Below are 22,726 nucleotides of genomic sequence, written 5' to 3'. Positions count from 1 at the left end.
TAACTATTATTAAAATAATCTTATAAGAGATAATCCCCTAAATAGCGTGATTTTAGTAAAATTTATTTAAAATAGTGACATTTTAAGAAATGAAAAATCGTTAAAATAACAGCTGCTGCAAAGATATCTTTAAGAAAATATTAAGCTATTAATGGCTAATTTTAATAATTTTTTGAAGTTTTATCAAATATATCGTAAAAAACTTCAAAACCGACTATATGGGCTTTTAAAAGCAATATAATGAGATTATTTGAACTATTTTTGAAGTTTTTGAAGCGATTTTGAACCAAAACCCATTTTACACAAAAAATGCGTAAATTTTGCCTAAATTCGCATTTCAAGTTCTTATTTTTTACCTTTGCTATTTTTCTCTCAAATCACGCTATAAACGCACTTTTAAAGACTTTTTTACCCATTCTCACTTTTTACATTCTACATAAGATTTATCACAGCCTCATCCGCCCAAAGCCCATAAATAAAGAATTTTAAAGCTTTTTTAAAATGATGTAAAAAATGTAAAATTTTTGTAAAATAATGTAAAATATAAATTCACCACTTTGATTTTCAAAAAATCACCCCCAACCCCCAATCCAAGCCACCTCCACCCAAAATCCCCCCACTTTGATTTCTAATAAAATTTTACAATTTTTTAAAAAATCTATTTTAGTATCAATGTCAGAAATAATTTTTTTTGTAAATTTAGGTATTGATCCAAAATATTTTTATGAGATTTAATCAAATCTTTTATTGCTATTTCTATGGCTTCTTTGGCTAAAGCATTGTCTTTGCCATAAGATGTTATTTTAAAATATTTTGGCTGATTTTTTATCTCGCTTATATTTTGTATATAATAATCTTTATTTAAAGTTGATTTTGCATAAATATAAGATAACTCTTTAACTACTTCTGGAGTTTTGGTGAGCATTATTTCATTTTGATGATTTTTATAATATCCTATTTTAATCAAAGCTTCTGCTTTGTACCATTTTGTAGCAAAAGTTGTGTATAAAATAGCTAAAACTAAAAAACAAAATGTCGTTATAAAAACGGTCCTACCCCCCCCCATTTTCTATAAAGGCATTTTTAAATAATCGTATTAAGTCAATTTCACCATTATTTATGTAAGTATTGTTATGCATTATTATCCTTTTATTTAAATTTTAATAAAATATCTTAATTATATCCACTATAAACTATTTTTCTTGCAATCTTATCTGCATAAAAATAAATTTTTACACCAAAATATTTAAAAATCAATAGTCGAATTTTATTAATCTTATTGATTTTATCATTTTTATTATTGATTTTATTTATATAGTTATTAAATTCTTTTTGTATAAAAGATGCTAGCTTTTTATTATTAGAATCATTTAATAGAGTTACGGCACAGCAACACATCATAAGCCTAAAATAATATATGGATTGAAGAATTTTTTGCTCATTAAAATACCCCCCCCCTTCTAGTATATTGCAAATTTCAAAAACATCTAGTCTATTTTGATTAATAGAATTAGATGTAGAATCTTTTCTGATTAGATAAAAATAATCTTCCTTATCACAAAAAGCCACATTATCTACTTGATTAAATATAATTGACATTAAATATGTATCTTCATATATCAATCCAGTTGGAAATTTGATATTTAAAAAAAGCTTAGAATTAAAAATTTTAGCTACTGAAAAATGAGCATATTTGTAAGAATAAAACATATTCTCTATCGCTTCAACTCTCGTGTGTATAAAAACTTCTTCGGTATCTATCTTTTTAAAAGATGGTAGCTTTAAATTTTCAAAACGAACTTTAAGTAGGCTGGTTATAGCTATATCAACACCATATTTTTTAGCTAAATTATATAAATTTTCTACATAATAAATACTCACAAAATCATCACTATCTATAAAAACAACCCAATCTCCTTGCATAATATCCAAAGCTCTATTTCTTGCGTGAGCTTGACCGTAATTTTTTTGATGAATAACCTTTATGCGAGAATCTTTTTGTGCATATTCATCACAAATTTTAGGGCTTTGATCACTACTTCCATCATCAACTAAAATAATTTCTAAATTTTCATAAGTTTGATTTATAACGCTATCAAGACACTTTTTTAGATATTTTTCTACATTATAAACAGGAATTATAATTGAGATGAGTTCTGAATTTTGCATATTTATCCTATAAAATTATTATAATTAAGATTTGGTATTATACAAAACATTTATTTAATTTTAGATAAACTATTATCATAAAATTTAATATTTAAATAAAAATCAAATATCAAACACTATATAATTATGAAAATTAAAAAATAAAATCTATCAAAATCATATTTGTTATTAACTTAAATTTTGATGACCAAGCAAATAGTTTTAACTCATAAATTTTTTATAATCAATCATATATTGCTTTTCTTGTTTTATATTAAATTTAATGTCTTTTTGATACCTATCAAAGTAAGCTCTGACAAGGGGTTTTTACTAAACAAAATTTTTAGGTATCATAAATTTTACTATTTTATTTGCAAACATCACCATCTCCATAAAGATTGCGTGCTTTACGATTTTTTTGATATTTATCTTTGTTGTTTATTGATTTTTGAGTAGTGCTAATAATTAAATTTTTATCTTTCCCTACAAGTTTTATAATTTCTGTTTTGCTACCTCATAGCGTTCTGTTGTTAGTCTTAAAACTAAAACTAGCTAGGATTCTTTTTGAATTCCACCACTATCAGCCAAAATAAAATAATATAGATATTTTATACGCTATTTTTATAAAGCAAAATATAAATTATAGTTTTTAAAATGGCAGATACTATGCTTAAAATACTCCTGCATTTTATAATAGTTTGAGACTGAAAATATGCTGTTGCCACACCAAAAGATTCTGCAAAAAGTATCATAATCCCAAATCGGTTTGTATATTTATATTAGCAAAAGATATTTTTTGTGATTTTAAATAATTTTCTAATATATAAATTTTCGCCATACAATTAATAACTATCATATCTTTATCTATTTTCTATCTTTTTTATCTTTTCGGTAAAATCTAATCTCTTCAGAATAGCTTTTAAATAGATAGTCTTTTTACTTTATGCATTTTAATCCTTAAATTTAATTAACTTTATATATAAAAATAAATTTACATTTGCTTTAGTTAATAAATATTTTATAAACTAAATTTTATATCATTTACTAATTTCATAAATTTATCTCTTATCTCATCTTTTAAATATTCATCATTTGCTTCAAATCTAGCCACCAAACAAGGCGTTGTATTGCTTGCTCTTAGAAGTGCCCACGCTCCATTATCAAAATGCACTCTAATACCATCTATATCAATAATTTCTTTTATAGGCGGCAGATTAAGCTCATTAATATGCTCTTTAAAAATATCAATGATTTTAAATTTATCATTTTCATCAACATCAATTTTTATCTCATCAGTAGTATAAACTTTAGGTAATTTTGAAAGTTCTAGATCCAAATTTGTGCCATAATGTATAATCTCTAAAACCCTAAGCATCGCATAAATAGCATCATCAAAGCCAAAATATCTATCGTTAAAAAATATATGCCCACTCACTTCGGCCCCTAAATCGCAATCAGAGTTTTTTAAAAATTTTTTGATATGACTATGACCTGTTTTTGCTATAAAAGTAGAACCAAATTTATTTATAATCTCATATATATTTTGTGAAAATTTAACCTCTCCAACTATTTTTGGTTCTTTTAAATTTAAAGCAAAAAGATAAGCTAGCTCATCTCCTTTAATGTTATTTTCTTTTGTTAAAACTGCTATTCTGTCGCTATCACCATCAAATCCAAAACCAATATCAAACCCATCTTTTAGCTCTTTTTTTAAATCTTGTAAATTTTCATTTACACTAGGATCTGGATGGTGATTAGGAAAATTCCCATCAGGGTTAGAAAATAAAATTTTCATATCTAAATTTAATGCCTTTTTAAGAGGTTCTAACACAATGCCCGCAGTTGCATTAGCACAATCACAGGCTATCTTTAAATTTAAATTTTTTAAATGGCTAAAATTTTCAGCAAGGTAGTTTAAATACTTACTTAAAACATCAAAATTTTTAGCTCTAAAATCATCTTTTATTATTAAATTGCTAGATAAATTTTCTTTTACTTTTATCTTTAAATTTTGCAAATCCTCGCCAAAGAAGCTATCTTTGCCTATCGTAATTTTAAAGCCGTTGTAATTTTTAGGATTGTGAGAGCCAGTAATCATAATATTAGCATCAAAAAGTTTAGTAAAAACGCTAAAATACCCAACAGGAGTTGGAAGCATTCCTATGTCATAAATTTCTAAATTATGAAAATTTAATCCACTAATTAAGTATTTAAAAATCTCCTCTCCACTAAGCCTTGCATCATATCCAATGCTTACTTTTTTAACACCTTTTTCTTTAAAAACTTCGCCCAAAGAAAGCCCTATAGCTTTAACACTTTTTTCATTTAGTTCTTTTTCAAAAATTCCTCTTATATCATATTCTCTAAAAATATTATCAAAATTCTTCATAAAAATAATCTCCAAATAAAATCATATCTATTTAAAATCAACCCATACAGGCTCTTGATAAAAATCAACATACTCTCTTAACGCTTCTTGAGGCAAAAAATCCTTTTTATATTCCAAACTATCGCACCCTTTTACATAATATCCAAGATATATCCATCTAAGATTTGAAATTTTTGCAAATTCAATCTCTTTCAAAAGAGAAAATTTACCAAGCCCAAGATGCAAAAAATCAGGATCATAATAGCAATAAATAGAGCTTATCCCATCATCAACAATATCTATTAAATCCACACAAATAAGCTTTTTATTCTCATCATAAAATGAAATTTCTTTACCAAATTTACCATATCCCAAAACATATATATCATAATATTTTCTAATATCCATATCATAATATTTCCAATCTTTTTTATGCTCCATATATTTATGATATTTTTTAAAAAGCTCAACATGCTCTCTATCTACTAAAGGTCTTGTTATCATCCAATTTGTTTTTAGATTTTTTCTTAAATTTCTCCTTTGACTTTTGCTTAGCTTAAATTTAAAAGCATCTATTCTAACGCTTACGCACTCATCACAAAAGCCACAAATAGGACGCTGAAAATACTCACCAAAACGTCTATATCCACGCTTTACCAACTCAGAATTTAAACTAAAACTACAATTTTTAATATATAAATACTCAGTTCTACTTTTTTCGTTACTCAAATATGGACACTTAGTTTCAAGAGTGCAAAACGCTGTCATATCTCTTTTACACCTTGATCTTTCATATAGGACAAAAACTCATTTTGCAATCTTTTTTGTCTTGACTTGATGCTTTCTTTTTCAATATCAAACTCATCTTTAAAAATATAATTTTCATTTTTTGGAGCAATTTTTTGCTTAGCTTTTGATTTAATGCTCTCTTGTTTTTTTAAATCTTTTTTTATCTCTTTTAGGCTATCAAAAAAATCATTCATCTATTATCCTTTTCAAATCTCTCGATAGCCTCTGTTATGACATTTAAAATTTGATCTTCGTTTTTAAATTTATTTTTTTTATCTTTGTATTTTTGCATTTCTTTCACTAAAACTTCCATATTTTTATCTGTATATGATGTATCAAAAAAACCTCTTCTAAATTCCCTACTTTTACTAACAGCTAAAAGTAGAGGTATAGTTGTGGTAACGCCTTCTATGCTAAATTCTTCCAAAGCTCTTTCTAATTTATTTACAGCCAAATCAAAACTAGTTGCCCTAACCATAAGCTTAGCTAAAAGAGAGTCATAAAATGGTGGAATATTATAGTCTTTATATAAGTGGCTATCAACTCTAACTGATGGTCCTAAAGCAGGATAGTATCCAGTAACTTTTCCAAGAGCTGGCGTGAAATTTTTAGCCGCATCTTCTGCTACAATCCTAGCCTCGATAGCAAATCCTTGAGCTTTTATATCGCTTTGTTCTAAGTCTAAAATTTCACCAGCTGCAATTCTGATTTGTCTAACTATCAAATCCACGCCCGTTATCTCTTCAGTGATTCCATGTTCGACTTGAATTCTTGTGTTCATCTCCATAAAATAGAAATTATTATAATCATCTAGCAAAAACTCAACCGTTCCAACATTCGTATATCCAACAGCTTTAGCCGCCGCAACAGCAACCACACCCATCGTTTTTCTTAAATTTTCACTAACCGTTGGACTTGGTGCTATTTCTATTATTTTTTGATGACGTCTTTGGATAGAACAATCTCTTTCTAATAAATGTATGATGTTTCCATAATTATCACCTAAAATTTGAAACTCAATATGCCTTGGACTGATAATTAACTTCTCCATAAACACTTCATCATTATTAAAAAAAGCTAAAGCCTCCCTTTTGCAATCTTGCAATAATCCCTCTAAATCCTCTTCTTTATGAACCTCTCTAATACCTCGACCGCCACCGCCACCACTTGCTTTTAAGATAACTGGATAGCCGATTTGTCTAGCGTATTTTTTTATATTTTCAATACTTTCATTATTTAATTTTTCAGTGCCTGGCACAACTGGAATTCCATTTTTTTTCATTAAATATCTAGCTATGTTTTTATTGCCCATTTTATGGATAACATCTGCTTTTGGTCCTATAAAAATAAGTCCAGCTTCTTCTACAATCTTTGCAAATTCATAATTTTCACTCAAAAATCCATATCCTGGATGAATCGCATCAGCACCACACTGCTTAGCAACCTCTACTATTTTATGAGGATCTAAGTATCCTTTCATTGGATGTTCTCCAACTTCATAAGCTTCACTAGCTATCCTAACATGTAAGCAAGATTTATCAGGTCTTGTATAAATCGCCACACTTGTAATGTGTAAATCCCTGCAAGCTCTTATAACTCTAACTGCTATTTCGCCACGATTTGCGACAAGAATTTTATGTATCATAATCACACCTTTAAAAATTTTACGTATATATTAATATAATTTTAGTTAAAACTATATAAAAAACTAAAATTTACAAAATTTATTTTATTTTTTGCTAATTTTAAGTTTAAATTTGATAATATATCGGTTTTTAAATTTGTGCGTCCTTAGCTCAGCTGGATAGAGCATTTGATTGCGGTTCAAAAGGTCAGAGGTTCGAATCTTCTAGGGCGCACCATTTGATTTTAATTAGATAAAAATATTGTTTTTTAAATAATCATTGAAAATTTTAAAAATTAAAATAAATTACTTAAATTTTTATTAAATTATGAGTAAATTTATATACATAAATTTTTTGTTAAATTTTTAAACTTGTATCCATAAAATCGATATAAATAATCGTTTTTTTTTTTTTTGATTTTTTACAATTAATATTTTATAAATATTTAATATTTCAGTTTATACTTTACGATCTAAATTTAATATTTTAAGGAGCTGTTTTATGAAGAAAATAGTTTTATTTTTAATTTTACTAACTAATTTTCTATTTGGAAATTCTTTAGCTGAAATTCAAAAAAGTGGCGTTATTAGAGTTGGGGTTTTAGGTGATGAACCTCCTTTTAGTAGTTTTGAAAATGGGGCATTAGTTGGCTTTGACATTGATTTTGCAAAAAGAATAACGAAAGATATAGTTGGTGAAAATGGAAAGATAAAGTTTATTGAAGTTACTGCGCATAATCGTATAGAAGCTTTACAAAAAAATCAAGTTGATATGGTTATTGCTGAGTTTATAGTTGATCCAGAAAGAGAGAAAGTTGTAGATTTTTCTATGCCATATTTTGCTGTTAATACAGCAGTTTTAACAAAAGTTGCTGATCATTATGATAATATATCTCAATTAAGAGATAAAAATATTTTAGTAGAAGGTGATACTGAAGCTGAAAAAGATCTTAAAAAAATGGGCTTTAAAACCACATCTTGCAATGATATGTTTCATTGTTATAGCGAGTTAAAAGCCGGAAGAGGAGATGCATTTGCTGGAGCAAATTTGATTGTATTAGCGTATCCGATTGTAGATAAAAAGCTAGAAGTAAATATATCTAGCGTAGGCACATCTAGTTACTATGCAATAGGTGTTCAAAAAAATAATAAAGAACTTCTTGAAGCTATAAATAAAGAACTAATTACACTAAGTAAAGAAGGATTTTTTAAAAAAGCATTTGAAGATACTCTAAATCCATTCTATAAAGGAACAGCTGATAAAAAGTATTTCTTATTAGATGATATTTATAGAATTTTTGGTTAATCATCAAGGTGATTATTATGAAAAAATACATTTTTATTTTAGGATTTCTTAGTAGTTTTGGTTTTGCAAACGAAGCTCTTCTTAAAGATTGTGAAAGCGGTAATGCAAAATCTTGCCATAATTTAGGCGTTGAGTATTATGAAAAAAAAGATTTTACAAATGCTTTTAAATTTTTTGAAAAAGGTTGCGAAGCTAGAGCATCAAAATCTTGCTTTGCGATTTCTGAGATGTATCACAATGGTGAAGGTGTTACAAAAAGCACTCAAAAAGCTATAATTTATATAGAAAAAGCTTGTGATGAAAGCGATGATCCACAAAATTGTGATAAAATGGATAGATATTAATTAAGGTTTATTTATGAAAAAAAATATTTTTGGTTTGTGGTTACTTTTAGATAGTTTTGGTTTTGCAAACGAAGCTCTTCTTAAAGATTGTGAAAGCGGTAATGCAAAATCTTGCCATAATTTAGGCGTTGAGTATTATGAAAAAAAAGATTTTACAAATGCTTTTAAATTTTTTGAAAAAGGTTGCGAAGCTAGGGCATCAAAGTCTTGTTTTGCGATTTCTGAGATGTATCACAATGGTGAAGGTGTTGCAAAAAGTTTTAAAAATTCTATAATTTATATAGAAAAAGCTTGTGATGAAAGCGATGATCCTCAAAATTGTGATAAAATGGATAGATATTAAATTTATTGCCACTTAGATCGTGGCAATAAATAAAATTTTAATAATATGAAAAATTTACTCGTAGTTGTAGATATGCAAAACGACTTTATAGACGGATCTTTAGGGTTTAAAAATGCTAAAGATATCATACCAAATATAATAAAAAAATTAGAGTTTTATAATAAAAATCAAAATGATATAATCTTTACATTAGATACTCATACGAATAATTATCAAGATAGCATTGAAGGCAAAATTTTACAGATCAAACACTGCATAAAAGATACATTTGGTCATAAAATACATAAAGATTTAGAAGCATTTGCAAAAAATCACTTAATGATACAAAAAAGCACATTTGGATCTTTTGAGCTAGGTGAAATAATCAAATATAAAAATTACAACTCCATAGAACTTTGCGGACTAGTTAGTGATATTTGCGTGATATCAAATGCTATTATAGTAAAATCAGCCAGCCCAAATAGTAAAATTTTTATCGATGCTAAAGCCGTATCTTCCAGTAATTTATATATGCAAAAAATAGCCTTTGAATTGATGAAAAATCTACACATCGATATTTTTAATTTAGACTAAATTTATTATTTTAGGTTTAACAAACTCAATACAGTGTTAATAAAATTTAATATAAATTTTTACCGTTTTATTAGCATCATATCAAAACTTACGCTCTTTTTAATCTATATTAATGCGAACTTTTAAATTTATTTAATCTTAACTTACTTTTTTTATACCATTTATATGATTGCTTCTCTTTACCCCCCCACTTTTTTAATTTTTTAAATTCATCATAAGTTACTAAACTATCTTAAAATAGATAGAAACTCTTTATTAGAACGTATATGAAGCCATCTTTTGTTTGTAGTTATGAGTAAAAAACGTAAGATTTTTGCCACTTACCCCCCCCATCACTTTTGCCTCTTTTCGTTTGCAGTTATAAGCAGAAACATTTTAAAATTTTTCTAAATTTAGCTTTCTAAATTTATGAGTGGATAATATATATATTTTTCATTTTTATAATTACTCCTTGTTTTAAGGCTGTTTAATAAATTTAAAGCTTAATTTCAAACCAAATTCTCAAAAATTTAAAATATAGAAAATAGATTTATTAAAATTTAGAAGTTGATTTTAAAGAATTTAAAATTTTTAGATAAAAAATAATTAATCATAAATAAAATAGTGTTATAAATTTAATACCAAAAATAAAAATTAATTAAATTTATATTTATTTAAACACACTACTTGTCATCTAATATCTCATAACCAAAGTTATTTTGAATCTTTTTATATTCATAAAACTGCTTTATATCCAAAACCAGCTTCTAAAATCTCATGAAATTTTAAAAAATCTGTTTCATATTTTGCATTTAGCTAGATTAAAAATATTATCTAAAATATTTTTAATCTTCTATCCTTGCAAAATTAAACTATCAATCTATGTCAGAATAAAATATCTCCATCCTTATCCATAAAGCAGATTTTTCATTAATTGTTACTATTTACTAAAACTCCCAACATCACCAAATCTAGGCTCTATGATAAATTTACCACTTTTATCTATAAAACCCCATTTTCCATTGATTTTAGATTCTGCCAAACCTTCGCTAAAACTCCCAACATCACCAAATCTAGGCTCTATGATAAATTTACCGCATTAAAATATATATAAATTTATTTTTACAATATAAATTATTCATCTAGCTTTATTGCATGTTTAGGGCGAAAAGTTTTCATTTTTGTCTCATCTGTTTTTATGTATCTACCGCCAATCAAATCTATGCAATACGGAATAGCTGGAAAAACTGGCTCCAAACACTCTCTTATGGCTTTTGGATTGCCTGGTAAATTTATGATAAAGCTTTTATTTCTAATGCCTGCTGTTTGACGTGATAAAATCGCAGTTGGGACATATTTTAAACTCTCCAATCTCATCAACTCACCAAAACCTGGCATCATTTTATCGCAAACCACTTCAGTTGCTTCAGGTGTTACATCTCTTAAAGCTGGCCCTGTTCCGCCTGTTGTTACAATCAAATCACAATCAAACTCATCACAAAATTTAGTTAAATTTTGTTTGATTAAATCAAACTCATCAGGTATTATCTCATAAAAATACTCTATTTCATTAACTATCCATTCATTTAAAATTTCTTTTATAGCCATACCTGATTTATCTTCATAAACCCCATTACTTGCCCTATCACTAAGAGTCAATATACCTATTTTAATCTTTTGCATCTTCATCCTTTTCATAAAATTTTGTTATTATTTTTCGAATTTCATCATAAGTTATAATCTCAAAAGTAAAAATCACTTTTGAAATTTCAAAAAGCACATCTTCCATAGTGTCTAAAAAATCAGAAATTTCTTGATAATTTTTATCTAAAATTTCCAAAATATCATTAGAATTAGGCATAAATTTACCATTCATAGCATACTCAAAAACCATCTTTTCAGCCAAATTCTGAGCTTTTTGAATGTCAAATTTAGAGTTGCTAAAGATATCATTTTTATAAATTTTAAGAGCACAAAATCCACTCAAATACACTTTTAATTTGCTTTCTAAATTTGATTTAGATAAAATTTCTCTATCATCACTTATAAATTCCTCTTCCAAAAGATGAATTTTTTCAAAACACAATCCAAACCAATACGCACTAAGAGCTTTAGAAGCTTGATAAAGGGCTTGAATTTGCTTTTCTTCTTCACTTAAAACTAGCTCTTTTTTCTTGCCGTTTAAAATTTTTCCCTTAACAATTTCAAAATCACTTAATTCTAAAGTATCGCCACCCCTTTTTAATACATTCATCATAGCCTCATTAACAAAAGTGGCAAGTCCAGCACCACTAAAACCAACTGTTAAGCGAGATAACTTACTTAAATTTAAATTTGTTTTTTTGTTTTTTAGATAAATTTTTAAAATTTCTATCCTGTCTTTATAGTTTGGCAACGATACATAAACTCTTCTATCAAAACGCCCAGGTCTAAGCAAAGCATCATCTAAAAGCTCTATTTTATTTGTCGCAGCCATAACGATTACTCCGCTATTTTCCTCAAAGCCATCCATTTGAGTTAAAAGTTGATTTAAAGTAACTTCTCTCTCGTCATTCCTCCCATTGCCCCTACTTTTACCAACAGCATCAATTTCGTCTATGAATATGATTGAAGGGGCACAAGATGCAGCATTTGCAAAAAGTTCTTTTACCTTTTTAGCTCCAAGCCCTACAAACATTTCGCTAAAATTTGCACCACTTTCATAAAAAAATGGCACTCCAGCCTCGCCTGCAACCGCCTTTGCTATCAATGTCTTGCCAACTCCAGGAGGTCCTACCATTATCACACCTTTTGGAAGCTTTATGCCAAGTTTGTTGTATGATTTTGGATTTTTTAAAAAATCCACTATCTCACAAAGTTCGCTTTTAACTTCATCTATTCCAGCAACATCGCTAAATTTAATATCAGAAATTGCTGGCGTGAAGGTATATGTATTTTTAGTTAAGTTTTTATGAATTTGAGTAGTTGAGTTTTTTAAGCCATTTCTTTTAAAGATAAGAAAACTTAAAAATGCCACAAATAATACAAAAATAAGCAAAAATTCAATCAAAAAAGTATTTTCATCAACTTTTGAAATTTTTACTTTTTTAAAAAGCTCATTTAAATTTATAGCTTCTTTTAAAACGATATAATCTTTTTTATTATAGGTTAGATAAATTTTATCATTTTTAATATAAGCTTTTTCTATAGCATTTAAATTTAAAAGCCTTTTGTAATCTTCATAAGATATATAACTTGCGGAATTTCTAAAATACACAAAACTCAAAAGTCCTATTAAAATAACTAAAAAAAATAAAACAAAATTTAGCTTATTTTTCTTAAATTTCTGCATAATTTGCATCAAATTTAGCCTCATAATCCACCACCTTTATCCATCTGTTTTTAAGATCTTGATCACTTTTTATATAAATTTTATTATAATACTCATCAAATCCACTAAAGTAATCACCATTTTTTTGTTCAACCAAAATTTCAAGAGGGTTTTTTTGCATTTTTCTAAAATTAAAATTATTTAAATCAACTATATTTTGAATCATCTTTAATCTCTTTTTTGCTAAAGTGCCATTTACATCCATCTTTAAACTAGCTGAGTGAGTGCCATCTCTTTTAGAATATATAAAAGCGTGCAGATGAGTTAGAGGAAAAGCTCTAAAATTTACAATCGCTTCCTCCCATATCTCATCACTCTCGCCTGGATGACCTACAATAAAATCAGTTCCTAATGCAAAACCTTTTGAAGCTAACTCAAAAAAAAGCTCAATATCTTTTAAAGCCTCATTTCTTCTACGCATAATTTTTAACATTTTTGGACTAGTGTGTTGAAGTGCTATGTGAAGATGTTTCTCAAGCCAAGGCTCATTCAAAATCTCTTTAAAGCTATCATCTATTTGAGATGGCTCTAAACTTCCAAGGCGAATTCTTTTAACTCCATTAATTTTAGAGAGTTTTTTTAATAAATTCCCTAAATTTGATGAATTATCACGCCCATAACTTCCTATATTTGTTCCTGTTAAAACAAGCTCGCAAAATCCTTTTTCTACTAAATTTTTAGCTTCTAGTAAAATTTTTTCTTCATCTTCACTTCTTGCTCTGCCTCTAACCTGAGGAATTATGCAATAACTACAATTAAAATTGCAACCTTCTTGAATTTTTAAAAAAGCCTTTGTGTGATTGGTAAAATTTGTTACAAAATTTTTTTCTTTAGAATTTAAATTTCCAAGCTCGATGAAATTCGTTTTTCTATCTAAGAAATCATCTATTTGAGATTTTTCACTCATACCAAAAACCCCAAAAACTTTACCGCTTTTTAAAAGCTCATCTCCTCTACTAACAGCACCACATCCTGTTAAAAGCACCTTCTTGCCGCTTCTTTTAATCCTATTTATATAATTTCTAACATCACTATCAGCACCATTTGTAACAGTGCAAGAATTTACAATAATAGCATCTGCTTCGCTTTCATTATCGCAAATTTCGTGAATTTTTAAAGAATTTTTCATAAGCTCGCTATCATAAATATTTGTTCTGCAACCAAAAGTTTTAAAATATACTTTCAAAATAACTGATCCTTTATTAAAGTTTGAGATAAAGTTTCAGCATCTGTATTTTTAAAAGTGCTAAAATTTTCCTCTTGTTTTTTTGTCTTAAATAGATGAAAATTTTGAATTGGATAGGCTATTTCTATATCTTTCTCTTTTTGAATGGATTCTAAAATTTCAGCCGAAATCGTGCTTCTAAGCCCTAAGGTTGCATATGAATTTGTCATATACCAAACACTTATTTTTATACCAAAAGGCTCAAAAAGTGTAAAAATTCTGGGCTCAACATTTGGATTTTTTATGCTGTATTGACTTCTTAATTTACTCATTTGTTTTTTTGCTATATCTGTGTAGCCTTTAGAGTATTTTCTTACTATATTTTTAATGATATAAACAGCCTTTTTGTGATTGCTATCAAAAGTAAGAAGTATATCTATACCATCCCATACTGTCTTCATACCGCTATGAGTATAGTTTGAAATGAGTTCTGTAAAAATATAATTATTTGGAACAAAAATTATCCTTCCTGCTCGCCTAGTATCTTTATAAGTCGTCATTGTTATATCTTCATAAATAGTCATTCTAAGCAAAGATATATCTACAATATCGCCTATATAAATTTCTCCATTTATTTTCCTAACTTTAATTCTATCTCCAACCCTAAAGGTACCACCAACTACTATAACCATCCATCCAAGCATACTCATAAACATATCTTTCATCGCAATTGCAAGACCTGCTGAAGCAAAACCAAGTAAGGTTACTAGATATGAAACATTTTCTATATATGCAAATAAAATAATTAGCAAAATCAAATTTATATTTATAAAATTTATAATTTTATTTGCCATATAAACTCGCTCGCTATCGCTTATGGATTTTTTTACTATATATTTAAATAATATAGTAATCAATATGACAAAAATTATCAAAATAGATATGTTAATAACTATTTTTACCTGTATATTAATATCAGCTCTAACATTTGAAATAATCTCATCTATTTTTTTTACATATACATTATATGTGATTTTTGAAGTATCTTTTGCCGATAAAAGCTCATCAATTATTTTTTTGTTATCATTTACTTTAGTAAGTATTAAGTTTTTATCTTCATCGCTATTTGCGCTTATTAAAATTTGATTTAAAATTTTATCCTTTTCTTGTAAAACCAACAACAACTCATCTAAATTTTTTATATTTTCTAAATATTGAGTCTTGTGAGATGAGATAGTTTTTATGTATGAAATTCCACCAATCACACCAAAAGGCGTTAAAATTTTATTATACATCTCAATCTCTTTTGGCTCTAACATTCTAGTAAAAGGCTCTTTTTCATACTCTTTTAAAAGCTCAAGTTGATCATAAATAGTTTTTTGACGCTTTTTTAACTCATCTTTTAATTCTGCTTTTTTAGTTTCATTAATCTTCTTTTTTAAATTTTCATACTCTTTTTTTAAATTTTGGTAGTTTTGATAATTTTGAAACTGAATAAACCATATATTTTGTGAAATTTTATCATCAATACTAATTAAATTTCGTTTTAAATCTCCATATTGTTGAAATTTTAATGAATTTTCGGAACTGCTATTTACATCCGCAATAGCAAAATTTAAAAAAATAAAAATTAAAAAAAATATTCTCATTGAAACTCTCTTAAAACTTCTAAAACTATATCTTTTGATATATCATCTTTTACAATATATTTTCCTATTCCATTTGGAAGAATAAATTTAATTTTTTTATTGCTGCTCTTTTTGTCAAGAAAAAATTTATCATAAAATTTCTCTATATCTTTAATTTTATACCTAGTAGGAAGATTAAATTTAATCAGTAATTTTTCTATCGACACCAGTTCATCTTTTGAAATTAAATTTAATCTAAAAGCCAAATGATTTGCCATATTCATACCAATTGAAACCGCTTCGCCGTGGAGAAATTTAAGATAATTTGTATTATTTTCTATAACATGACCAAAAGTATGACCGTAATTTAAAACAACTCTTATATTTGACTCCCTTTCATCTAAGCTAACAACTTTTGCTTTTATTTCTACGCATTTTTTTATAAGTTTAGAAATTTCATTTTGAGTTTTTAAATCACTTTTTTCTAAAAATTTAAATAGATTTTTATCAAACATAATAGCCATTTTTATCCCCTCAGCTACACCTGCTACAAATTCCCGATACGGTAAAGTTTTTAAAAATTTACTCTCGCAATATACGGCTTTTGGTTGATGAAAAGAGCCTATTAAATTCTTACCAAATTTATTATTAATGCCAGTTTTTCCGCCAACACTTGCATCTATTTGAGATAAAAGCGTTGTTGGGATATTTATAAAATCAATTCCTCTTTGAAAAATACTAGCCGCAAATCCTGTAATATCACTCACAACACCACCGCCAAAAGCTATAAGAGTGCTTTTTCTATCAAATTTAGCAACAAAAAGTTGCTCTAAAATAAAATTTAAAGTATCAAAATTCTTATAATTTTCTCCATCTGGAATTGATATTATATTTAAATTTTTAGCTTCAATTAAAGACAAAAGATCTTTTAACCAAAGCCCAGATACAGTTTGGTTTGTAATAATTGCCACATTTTGATTAAATTTTAACTGAGATAGCTCATCTATAAAAACTTTATAACTAAAATCTTTTAAATCTACATCTACTTGCATAATTTTACCTTTTAATAAGTGCTTTATTTTATCTTAAATTATTAAATTTCACAATAACTAGGTATAAAAAGTTGATAATTGTCCTCTAGCATAAAATAAAGCTCATCCATATCTTTAGAAAAAATAGATTTTATCCTTTTACTTTTTAATGTTTTTTTATCGAAAGGAACAAAATGCAAAAAATCACTTTGATGCTTTAAAATTTGAAGCGGATTTTGCGTTTTATCGTCATTTATAATTAAATCTTTTTTAAATAATGTCGATAAACTCTCATAATAACTCAAAACGCTTTTATTTGAGTTAATGTCGTTATCATAATAATATAAATCAATATCTATGCCAAGCTGACCACAAAGATCAAAAACAACACTAGCTTCACTTGTGCTACTTTTTGAATTTACCAAAATAACGCCTTTTTTTAAATTTTTAATATCACCTTTTCCAATCGACAAAACAGGAGTTTTAAGGCTATAAAATTGTTTTTTATAAGTTTCAAAAAAATTTTTTTCAGCTATAACCATTCCAATTTCATGTTTTTTTATATCTACTTTCATCATATCAGGTTTGGTGTGATTATAATCTATAAAAACCTCGCAACTATCATCTTCATTTAATTTTTTTATATCATCTAAAATTTTAGAAATAGTTGGATTTATAACTCTTATGTAAAGCTTATGGTTTGTTATTGTTTTATTAAGAAAAATAGCATTTTCATATATTTTTTTAAATCTTTCATAACTTAAATTTTTCATATCAAAAATAAGATAAAAATTTATACCAAAAGGTGATGGAAATTGACCTTTTGCTTTTTTTATAGATAAAAATACATCCTTTAAAATAGCTGGTTTGCCAACCAACAAAAGAGAATCATTTGGAAAAATCATAGTATTATTTTTAGTTAAAATTATCTCATTATGTCTATAAATCATAGGAATTGAAAAACTATTTCGTAAAATTGTATTTAACCTCTTATATGCAAATGAGCTTCCAATTGGAACTTTAACCTCCATAATTTCACCCTCACCAAGTCCGATATTATCAGCAAAAACTGGACTATCTGGTAAAAATCCTACAAGTCTTGATGAGATAATGGAATTTACATTTATAAATTTCATATGCTCATCTTCTATCTCTTCTATTAAATTCCACTTATCAAGCAGATAAATTTCTTCATCGCTATTTAAAGATCTTAAATTTTCATAAACAATTTTTGCTTCAAATTTATCATCCATAATAACCAAAAATCTATCAAAATTATCATCCACAATCATCTCTAATCTAGCTTTGCTAGTTGGATCAAATTTATAAACTTTTGCATTTTCTATATTGAAATTTTTTGGTAAAGTTTCATCATCATTAATCACAATAACATAATTATGATTAACATTTTTTAGTTTTACTATATTTTCTAAGAAATTTTTTGCTACAATTCCATCTGCAATAATTAAGATATTTTTCATATTTACTCCAAATTTTTTTAAAAAGGATATTATAGCAAAATGGAATTTAAAATAGATAAAACAGATGAAAATGCTAGAGCTTGCACGATTAAAACAGCTCACTCAATTATAAAAACTCCTGTTTTTATGCCTGTTGGAACTGTTGGAGCTGTGAAAAGTTTAGATGCTGTTGATATGAGTGAAATTTTAGATGCTAAAATAATCTTAGCAAATACTTACCATATGTATCTACGCCCTACTTCAAAAGTTGTGAAGAATTTTGGCGGACTTCATGGATTTACTAAATTTAATAGAAGTTTTTTAACCGATAGCGGTGGATTTCAAGCTTTTAGTTTAAGCAAAATTTCAAAAACTACTGATGAGGGGATTAAATTTGCTTCTCATATAGATGGCTCAAGACACTATTTTACGCCTAAATCAGTTATCGATATCCAGCATAATTTAAAAAGCGATATTATGATGATTTTAGATGATTTAATAGCCCTACCAGCTACAAAAAAAAGAGTTGAAGAAAGCATAAAAAGAACTATTTTATGGGGAAAAGAGGCACTTGAGTATCATAAATTTAAGCAAATGAATGGAATTGGGATAAATCAAAATTTATTTGGGATAATTCAAGGAGGCACTGATTATGAAGCTAGAAAAAAATGTGCTTTAGAATTTAGCGAGATGGAATTTGATGGGCTTGCCATTGGTGGATTGAGTGTTGGAGAGAGCAATGAAGAGATGTATGACACTGTAGAGGGTGTGATGGAATTTATCGATGAAAATCGCCCTAGATATTTAATGGGAGTTGGAACGCCTGAAGATTTGATAGAAAATATTGAGCGTGGGGTTGATATGTTTGATTGTGTAATGCCAACAAGAAATGCAAGAAATGGTACGCTTTTTACGAGCTTTGGTAAGATAAATATCAAAAGTGCTAAATTTATAAACGATGATATGCCTATTGATAAAGAGTGCGATTGTTATACTTGTAAAAGATATTCTAGGGGATATTTAAATCATCTTTATAGAAGCAAAGAACTTACCTTTTACCGCCTTGCAAGTCTTCATAATCTTCATTATTATCTAAATTTAACGAAAGGTGCTAGAGAAGCGATTTTAAAAAGGGAATTTAGTAAATTTAAAAAAGCATTTTATGCAAAGAGAAGTTAAATAGGGCTGTATTTAGTGAAAATTTATCCTTATTTGGGCTTAAATATAAAGAAATTAAGTAGAATAAATTTGATTTCTTATTAATGTTATACAAAATTGATAATTCTCTTTATTTTTTAGTTTAAGCTCAAAAAATCTGATGTTAGAAAATTATCTTTACGATATTTGCCATTTTTAGCCACAATAAACCATTTATCACAAATTTTTAAACTACTAAAGTGATCGATTTTATCACTCATAATCTTAAAATTAAAAACTAAATTTTGTAAGATTATAGGCTTTTTTAGGATTGTTGCTGAGTAAAATAAGAGAAAACTTAAAACAGTAAGAATTTGTACAAAAATCTAAAGATATTAAATTTGAAAATAGGATTGTAAAAATAAAAAATATTAGACGATTTTAAAAGAGATATCAAAAATATTTCAAAGAGTTTTCAAAACTACTATAAATAAAAATTTTAGATATAAAGCCCGATTTATTGCTAATTCAAAAAGAAATAATTTTATACTATTTTTCAAAGTAATGATTTTATTTTACACTTCTTATACTTTTTTAGCTTGTTATCAATGTTTTTATATGAATTTTTGTTTTAAAATTTATTATTATTTTATTTGCAATCAAGTTATATCATCGATAAATCAAAGCATTCACTTAAATCTTTTTTATAATCAAATTTTGATATTATTTTTAAAATTAACATTTCATCTACATTTTTATTTCACAAATAACAAATACTTATTTTTAATTTTTCTTATAGTGAAAATTTTGCAATACCATATAAAGCACTATAATCTATCACTACTGTATAAAAATATATGATTTTTTTAAAGCTTATTTGATAATCCAAAATTGCTTTAATTTTTTCATAATCACTCTTAGCGTTTTAGAGTCAAAAATTTAAATTATCAAAAATAATATTTTAAACACAATAAATTTAATATCAAAGTTATTTTTATAATCATATTTTGTATAGTTTTAAATTTACATGGATTATTGATTAAATTTTCCAATAAAATCAAATAAGCTTCTTTTTTAGAAATTCATTATCATAAATTCTTTAATTTTATTGATTTTTCCAGCAACTATGTTATTAAAATATATGATAAATTTTAATTTACAAATTGTGATAAATATAGATTTTATTTTTAAATTATATATCTCAATCAAAAATTAAATATGGACACAAATTTAAAATAAATTGCCAAAAGAGCGATTAAAAGTAGAAACAAATCTCTAAATTTAGCTTAATCAACTATCTTTTAGTAGTTTAGTAACCAAAATATCATTAACATCACTATGTTTTTTTATGCTTTTAAATATTTTATTATAATACTCCTCAAAAATCATATGGCTATCTATCTTACCGTTTTCTTCGATTTTTTTATATTCGCCGCTATTTTGCAGCTCAAATGCAAGTGCAGTGTCACTTAATTGAACTTTTAATATGTCTTTTAATTTCTTTTTTAAATTTTCATTATAAATAGGAGTCATTAACTCTAATCTTCGCTCCAAATTTCGAGGCATCCAATCAGCACTAGATATATAAACTTCCGGATTTGAATGTTTAAAATAAAAAATTCTAGCATGTTCTAGGTATTTTCCCACAATTGATATAATTTTGATATTATCACTTACCCCTTCGATTCCAGGTCTTAAGCAACAAATTCCTCTAACTATTAAATTTATCTTAACCCCTGCTTTATTTGCTTTTATGAGAGCTTTTATCATATCTGTATCTACGAGTGCATTCATTTTAGCGATAATACAACCATCCTTACCTCTGCTTTCTTCAAGTTTTATCATATCTATTAAACGTTTTTTTATTTGCATTGGCGACATTGAAAGAGTATTTAAATGGCGATTTTTATTATATCCTGAAAGGATATGAAAAAATGTCGTGGTGTCTTTTGCGAAATTTTCATCTGTGGTAAAAAAACTAATATCAGTATAAACTTTAGCACTGCTTCCATTGTAATTTCCAGTGCCAAAATGTATATAAAATTTAAGCCTATCACCGCTTTTTCTTATGATTTGCGTAACTTTTGCATGGACTTTAAAACCAGTTATTCCATAAATTACATGTGCTCCTGCATCTTCTAATGATTTAGCCCAGTGAAGATTATTTTCCTCATCAAATCTAGCCTTTAACTCTACCATTACAGTTACTTGTATGCCTTCATTTGCTGCATCTATTAATGCTTGAACTATTGATGAGTTTTTTTCGACCCTGTAAAGCGTCATTCTGATAGATATCACTTTAGGATCTTTTGCTGCTTCCTTTATTAGGCTAGCTACAGGTTCAAAGCTCTCATAAGGGTGATTTATTAAAATATCGCCCTTATCCATCTCATCAAAAATAGAGCTATTATCACAAAATGGAGGTAGTGTTTTGGGGGTATAAAGAGGATTCATTAAATGTACAAAATCTTTATTACTAACAACGCTCCAAAGTCCATCTAGCGATAAAGGGATACTGTATTCATAAATGTCTTTATAAAAAATTTTCATATGAGAATTTAGAAATTCAAGCAGATCTGGATCTGAATTTTTAGCTATTTGCAAACGCACAAAAGCACCCTTTCTTCTAAGCTTTAACCCCTGCTCCAATATCATCATAAAATCATCTGCTTCTTCTTCTTCTATCACAATATCAGCATTTCTAGTAACCCTAAATGCAGCAGAGCTAATAAGTTTATACCCTGGAAAAATCTCTTCTGCATGACGTTGAACAATGCTTTCTATAGGAACATAAAAATTATCGCTTACTTGCACAAATCTAGGCATAACCCTTGGAATTCTTATCATTCCAAATTTAATGCTATCTTGCTTATTTATATCTTCTAATTTTACAGCAAGAGCAAAACTGAGATTGTTTAAATGCGGAAAAGGGTGGGTTGAATCAACAGCGATTGGAACAATAATGGGCAAAAGATTTGAAAAGAAATAATCATCAGCTTTTAATTTTAAAGCTTCATCCAACTCATCATAATTTACTATAAAAAATCCACTCTCTTTTAAAGAATTTACAACCTTTTCATACTCATTTGTTAGATCATTTAACTCATTTTGCAAATAAGCCCTAATCTCTCTTAATTGTTCAAGTGGAGTCATCTCATCGCTTCCGCTAGCTGTAATTCCAGCCATAAAAAGTTGTTTTAATCCAGCCACTCTTATCATATAAAATTCATCCAAATTTGTTGAATATATAGCTAAAAATTTGAGTTTTTCAATCAAAGGTATATTTTTTTTACACTGAGCCAAAACTCTTGTATTAAATCTAAGCCAAGAAAGCTCCCTATTTATAAAAATATTTGAAATTTCTGACATCACGCAACCTTTTATAAAAATTAACGCCTATTATAGCAAAAAATTGTAATGAAATTTTAGAATTCTATTTTATAAATTTAAATCTTAATAGA

Annotated in this window: 20 protein-coding genes and 1 tRNA gene; 6 read left to right on the top strand and 15 right to left on the bottom strand. The window is 27.0% G+C overall.

Features of this window, described 5'->3' with window-relative positions; all coding sequences use genetic code 11:
* Nucleotides 1–658: 658 nt before the first annotated feature.
* The 7 genes from F1B92_RS03835 to F1B92_RS03805 all read right to left on the bottom strand — a co-directional run bounded on the left by F1B92_RS03835 (nt 659) and on the right by F1B92_RS03805 (nt 6,956).
* Nucleotides 659–1,066 carry a Wzz/FepE/Etk N-terminal domain-containing protein gene (locus F1B92_RS03835; RefSeq protein WP_154570588.1) on the bottom strand — a complete coding sequence of 136 codons (408 nt, stop codon included), beginning with the start codon at nt 1,064–1,066 and terminating at the stop codon, nt 659–661.
* 107 nt (nt 1,067–1,173) lie between these two features.
* On the bottom strand, nt 1,174–2,169 hold the full coding sequence (locus tag F1B92_RS03830) for a glycosyltransferase family 2 protein (RefSeq protein ID WP_154570587.1): 996 nt from the start codon (nt 2,167–2,169) through the stop codon (nt 1,174–1,176).
* A 587-nt stretch (nt 2,170–2,756) separates the two neighbouring features.
* On the bottom strand, nt 2,757–2,900 hold the full coding sequence (locus F1B92_RS03825) for a hypothetical protein (protein ID WP_154570586.1): 144 nt from the start codon (nt 2,898–2,900) through the stop codon (nt 2,757–2,759).
* Between the two features lie 266 nt (nt 2,901–3,166).
* Nucleotides 3,167–4,537, bottom strand: a complete 1,371-nt coding sequence (locus F1B92_RS03820) for a phosphomannomutase/phosphoglucomutase (RefSeq protein WP_154570585.1) — start codon at nt 4,535–4,537, stop codon at nt 3,167–3,169.
* Nucleotides 4,538–4,564: 27 nt separating this feature from the next.
* Complete coding sequence (locus F1B92_RS03815; RefSeq protein ID WP_154570584.1) at nt 4,565–5,284, bottom strand: arginyltransferase; 720 nt, start codon at nt 5,282–5,284, stop codon at nt 4,565–4,567.
* The gene (locus F1B92_RS03810) at nt 5,281–5,499 is read right to left on the bottom strand and encodes a hypothetical protein (protein ID WP_154570583.1); all 219 of its coding nucleotides are present in this window, start codon (nt 5,497–5,499) and stop codon (nt 5,281–5,283) included. The genes F1B92_RS03815 and F1B92_RS03810 overlap by 4 nt, the downstream gene beginning before the upstream one ends.
* The gene (locus tag F1B92_RS03805) at nt 5,496–6,956 is read right to left on the bottom strand and encodes an acetyl-CoA carboxylase subunit A (protein WP_407643627.1); all 1,461 of its coding nucleotides are present in this window, start codon (nt 6,954–6,956) and stop codon (nt 5,496–5,498) included. Before F1B92_RS03805 ends, F1B92_RS03810 begins: the two co-directional genes overlap by 4 nt.
* Before the next feature lie 134 nt (nt 6,957–7,090).
* Here F1B92_RS03805 and F1B92_RS03800 point away from each other — a divergent pair.
* The 5 genes from F1B92_RS03800 (at nt 7,091) to F1B92_RS03780 (ending at nt 9,495) form a co-directional block, all read left to right on the top strand.
* Nucleotides 7,091–7,167 (top strand) — tRNA-Arg (locus F1B92_RS03800).
* 264 nt (nt 7,168–7,431) lie between these two features.
* Nucleotides 7,432–8,235 carry a transporter substrate-binding domain-containing protein gene (locus F1B92_RS03795; RefSeq protein ID WP_154570581.1) on the top strand — a complete coding sequence of 268 codons (804 nt, stop codon included), beginning with the start codon at nt 7,432–7,434 and terminating at the stop codon, nt 8,233–8,235.
* 17 nt (nt 8,236–8,252) lie between these two features.
* Nucleotides 8,253–8,579 (top strand): tetratricopeptide repeat protein, encoded by a 327-nt coding sequence (locus F1B92_RS03790; protein WP_154570580.1) that lies wholly within the window; start codon nt 8,253–8,255, stop codon nt 8,577–8,579.
* Between the two features lie 13 nt (nt 8,580–8,592).
* Nucleotides 8,593–8,922, top strand: coding sequence for a tetratricopeptide repeat protein (locus F1B92_RS03785; RefSeq protein ID WP_154570579.1), 330 nt, complete (start codon nt 8,593–8,595; stop codon nt 8,920–8,922).
* A 45-nt stretch (nt 8,923–8,967) separates the two neighbouring features.
* Complete coding sequence (locus F1B92_RS03780) at nt 8,968–9,495, top strand: cysteine hydrolase family protein (protein ID WP_154570578.1); 528 nt, start codon at nt 8,968–8,970, stop codon at nt 9,493–9,495.
* A 919-nt stretch (nt 9,496–10,414) separates the two neighbouring features.
* Here F1B92_RS03780 and F1B92_RS03775 read toward each other — a convergent pair.
* The 7 genes from F1B92_RS03775 to F1B92_RS03745 are packed head-to-tail and all read right to left on the bottom strand — an operon-like array spanning nt 10,415 to nt 18,149.
* A complete protein-coding gene (locus F1B92_RS03775) occupies nt 10,415–10,558 on the bottom strand; it encodes a WG repeat-containing protein (RefSeq protein WP_326833085.1) in 144 nt (47 codons plus the stop codon).
* A 50-nt stretch (nt 10,559–10,608) separates the two neighbouring features.
* Nucleotides 10,609–11,157 (bottom strand): molybdopterin adenylyltransferase, encoded by a 549-nt coding sequence (gene mog / locus F1B92_RS03770; RefSeq protein WP_154570577.1) that lies wholly within the window; start codon nt 11,155–11,157, stop codon nt 10,609–10,611.
* Entirely contained in the window at nt 11,144–12,829 is a 1,686-nt protein-coding gene (locus F1B92_RS03765; protein WP_154570576.1) for an AAA family ATPase, read from the bottom strand. The genes mog and F1B92_RS03765 overlap by 14 nt, the downstream gene beginning before the upstream one ends.
* A complete protein-coding gene (gene mtaB / locus F1B92_RS03760; protein ID WP_154570575.1) occupies nt 12,792–14,030 on the bottom strand; it encodes a tRNA (N(6)-L-threonylcarbamoyladenosine(37)-C(2))-methylthiotransferase MtaB in 1,239 nt (412 codons plus the stop codon). Before mtaB ends, F1B92_RS03765 begins: the two co-directional genes overlap by 38 nt.
* Nucleotides 14,027–15,658 carry a mechanosensitive ion channel family protein gene (locus F1B92_RS03755; RefSeq protein WP_154570574.1) on the bottom strand — a complete coding sequence of 544 codons (1,632 nt, stop codon included), beginning with the start codon at nt 15,656–15,658 and terminating at the stop codon, nt 14,027–14,029. The genes mtaB and F1B92_RS03755 overlap by 4 nt, the downstream gene beginning before the upstream one ends.
* Complete coding sequence (gene aroB, locus F1B92_RS03750; protein ID WP_154570573.1) at nt 15,655–16,689, bottom strand: 3-dehydroquinate synthase; 1,035 nt, start codon at nt 16,687–16,689, stop codon at nt 15,655–15,657. Before aroB ends, F1B92_RS03755 begins: the two co-directional genes overlap by 4 nt.
* 41 nt (nt 16,690–16,730) lie before the next feature.
* Nucleotides 16,731–18,149 (bottom strand): hypothetical protein, encoded by a 1,419-nt coding sequence (locus tag F1B92_RS03745; protein WP_154570572.1) that lies wholly within the window; start codon nt 18,147–18,149, stop codon nt 16,731–16,733.
* A gap of 39 nt (nt 18,150–18,188) precedes the next feature.
* Between F1B92_RS03745 and tgt the strand changes: the two genes are divergently transcribed.
* The gene (tgt, locus tag F1B92_RS03740; protein ID WP_154570571.1) at nt 18,189–19,307 is read left to right on the top strand and encodes a tRNA guanosine(34) transglycosylase Tgt; all 1,119 of its coding nucleotides are present in this window, start codon (nt 18,189–18,191) and stop codon (nt 19,305–19,307) included.
* Nucleotides 19,308–20,555: 1,248 nt separating this feature from the next.
* On the opposite strand, the gene F1B92_RS03735 is transcribed toward tgt, so the two are convergent.
* Nucleotides 20,556–22,634, bottom strand: coding sequence for an RNA degradosome polyphosphate kinase (locus F1B92_RS03735; protein ID WP_154570570.1), 2,079 nt, complete (start codon nt 22,632–22,634; stop codon nt 20,556–20,558).
* Between the last annotated feature and the right edge of the window lie 92 nt (nt 22,635–22,726).

Origin of the sequence: Campylobacter portucalensis (assembly GCF_009690845.1) — a bacterium.
Classification (GTDB): Bacteria; Campylobacterota; Campylobacteria; order Campylobacterales; family Campylobacteraceae; genus Campylobacter_B; species Campylobacter_B portucalensis.
Note: the sequence above shows the minus strand (reverse complement) of the source record. Positions and strands in the feature narration are given on the sequence as shown.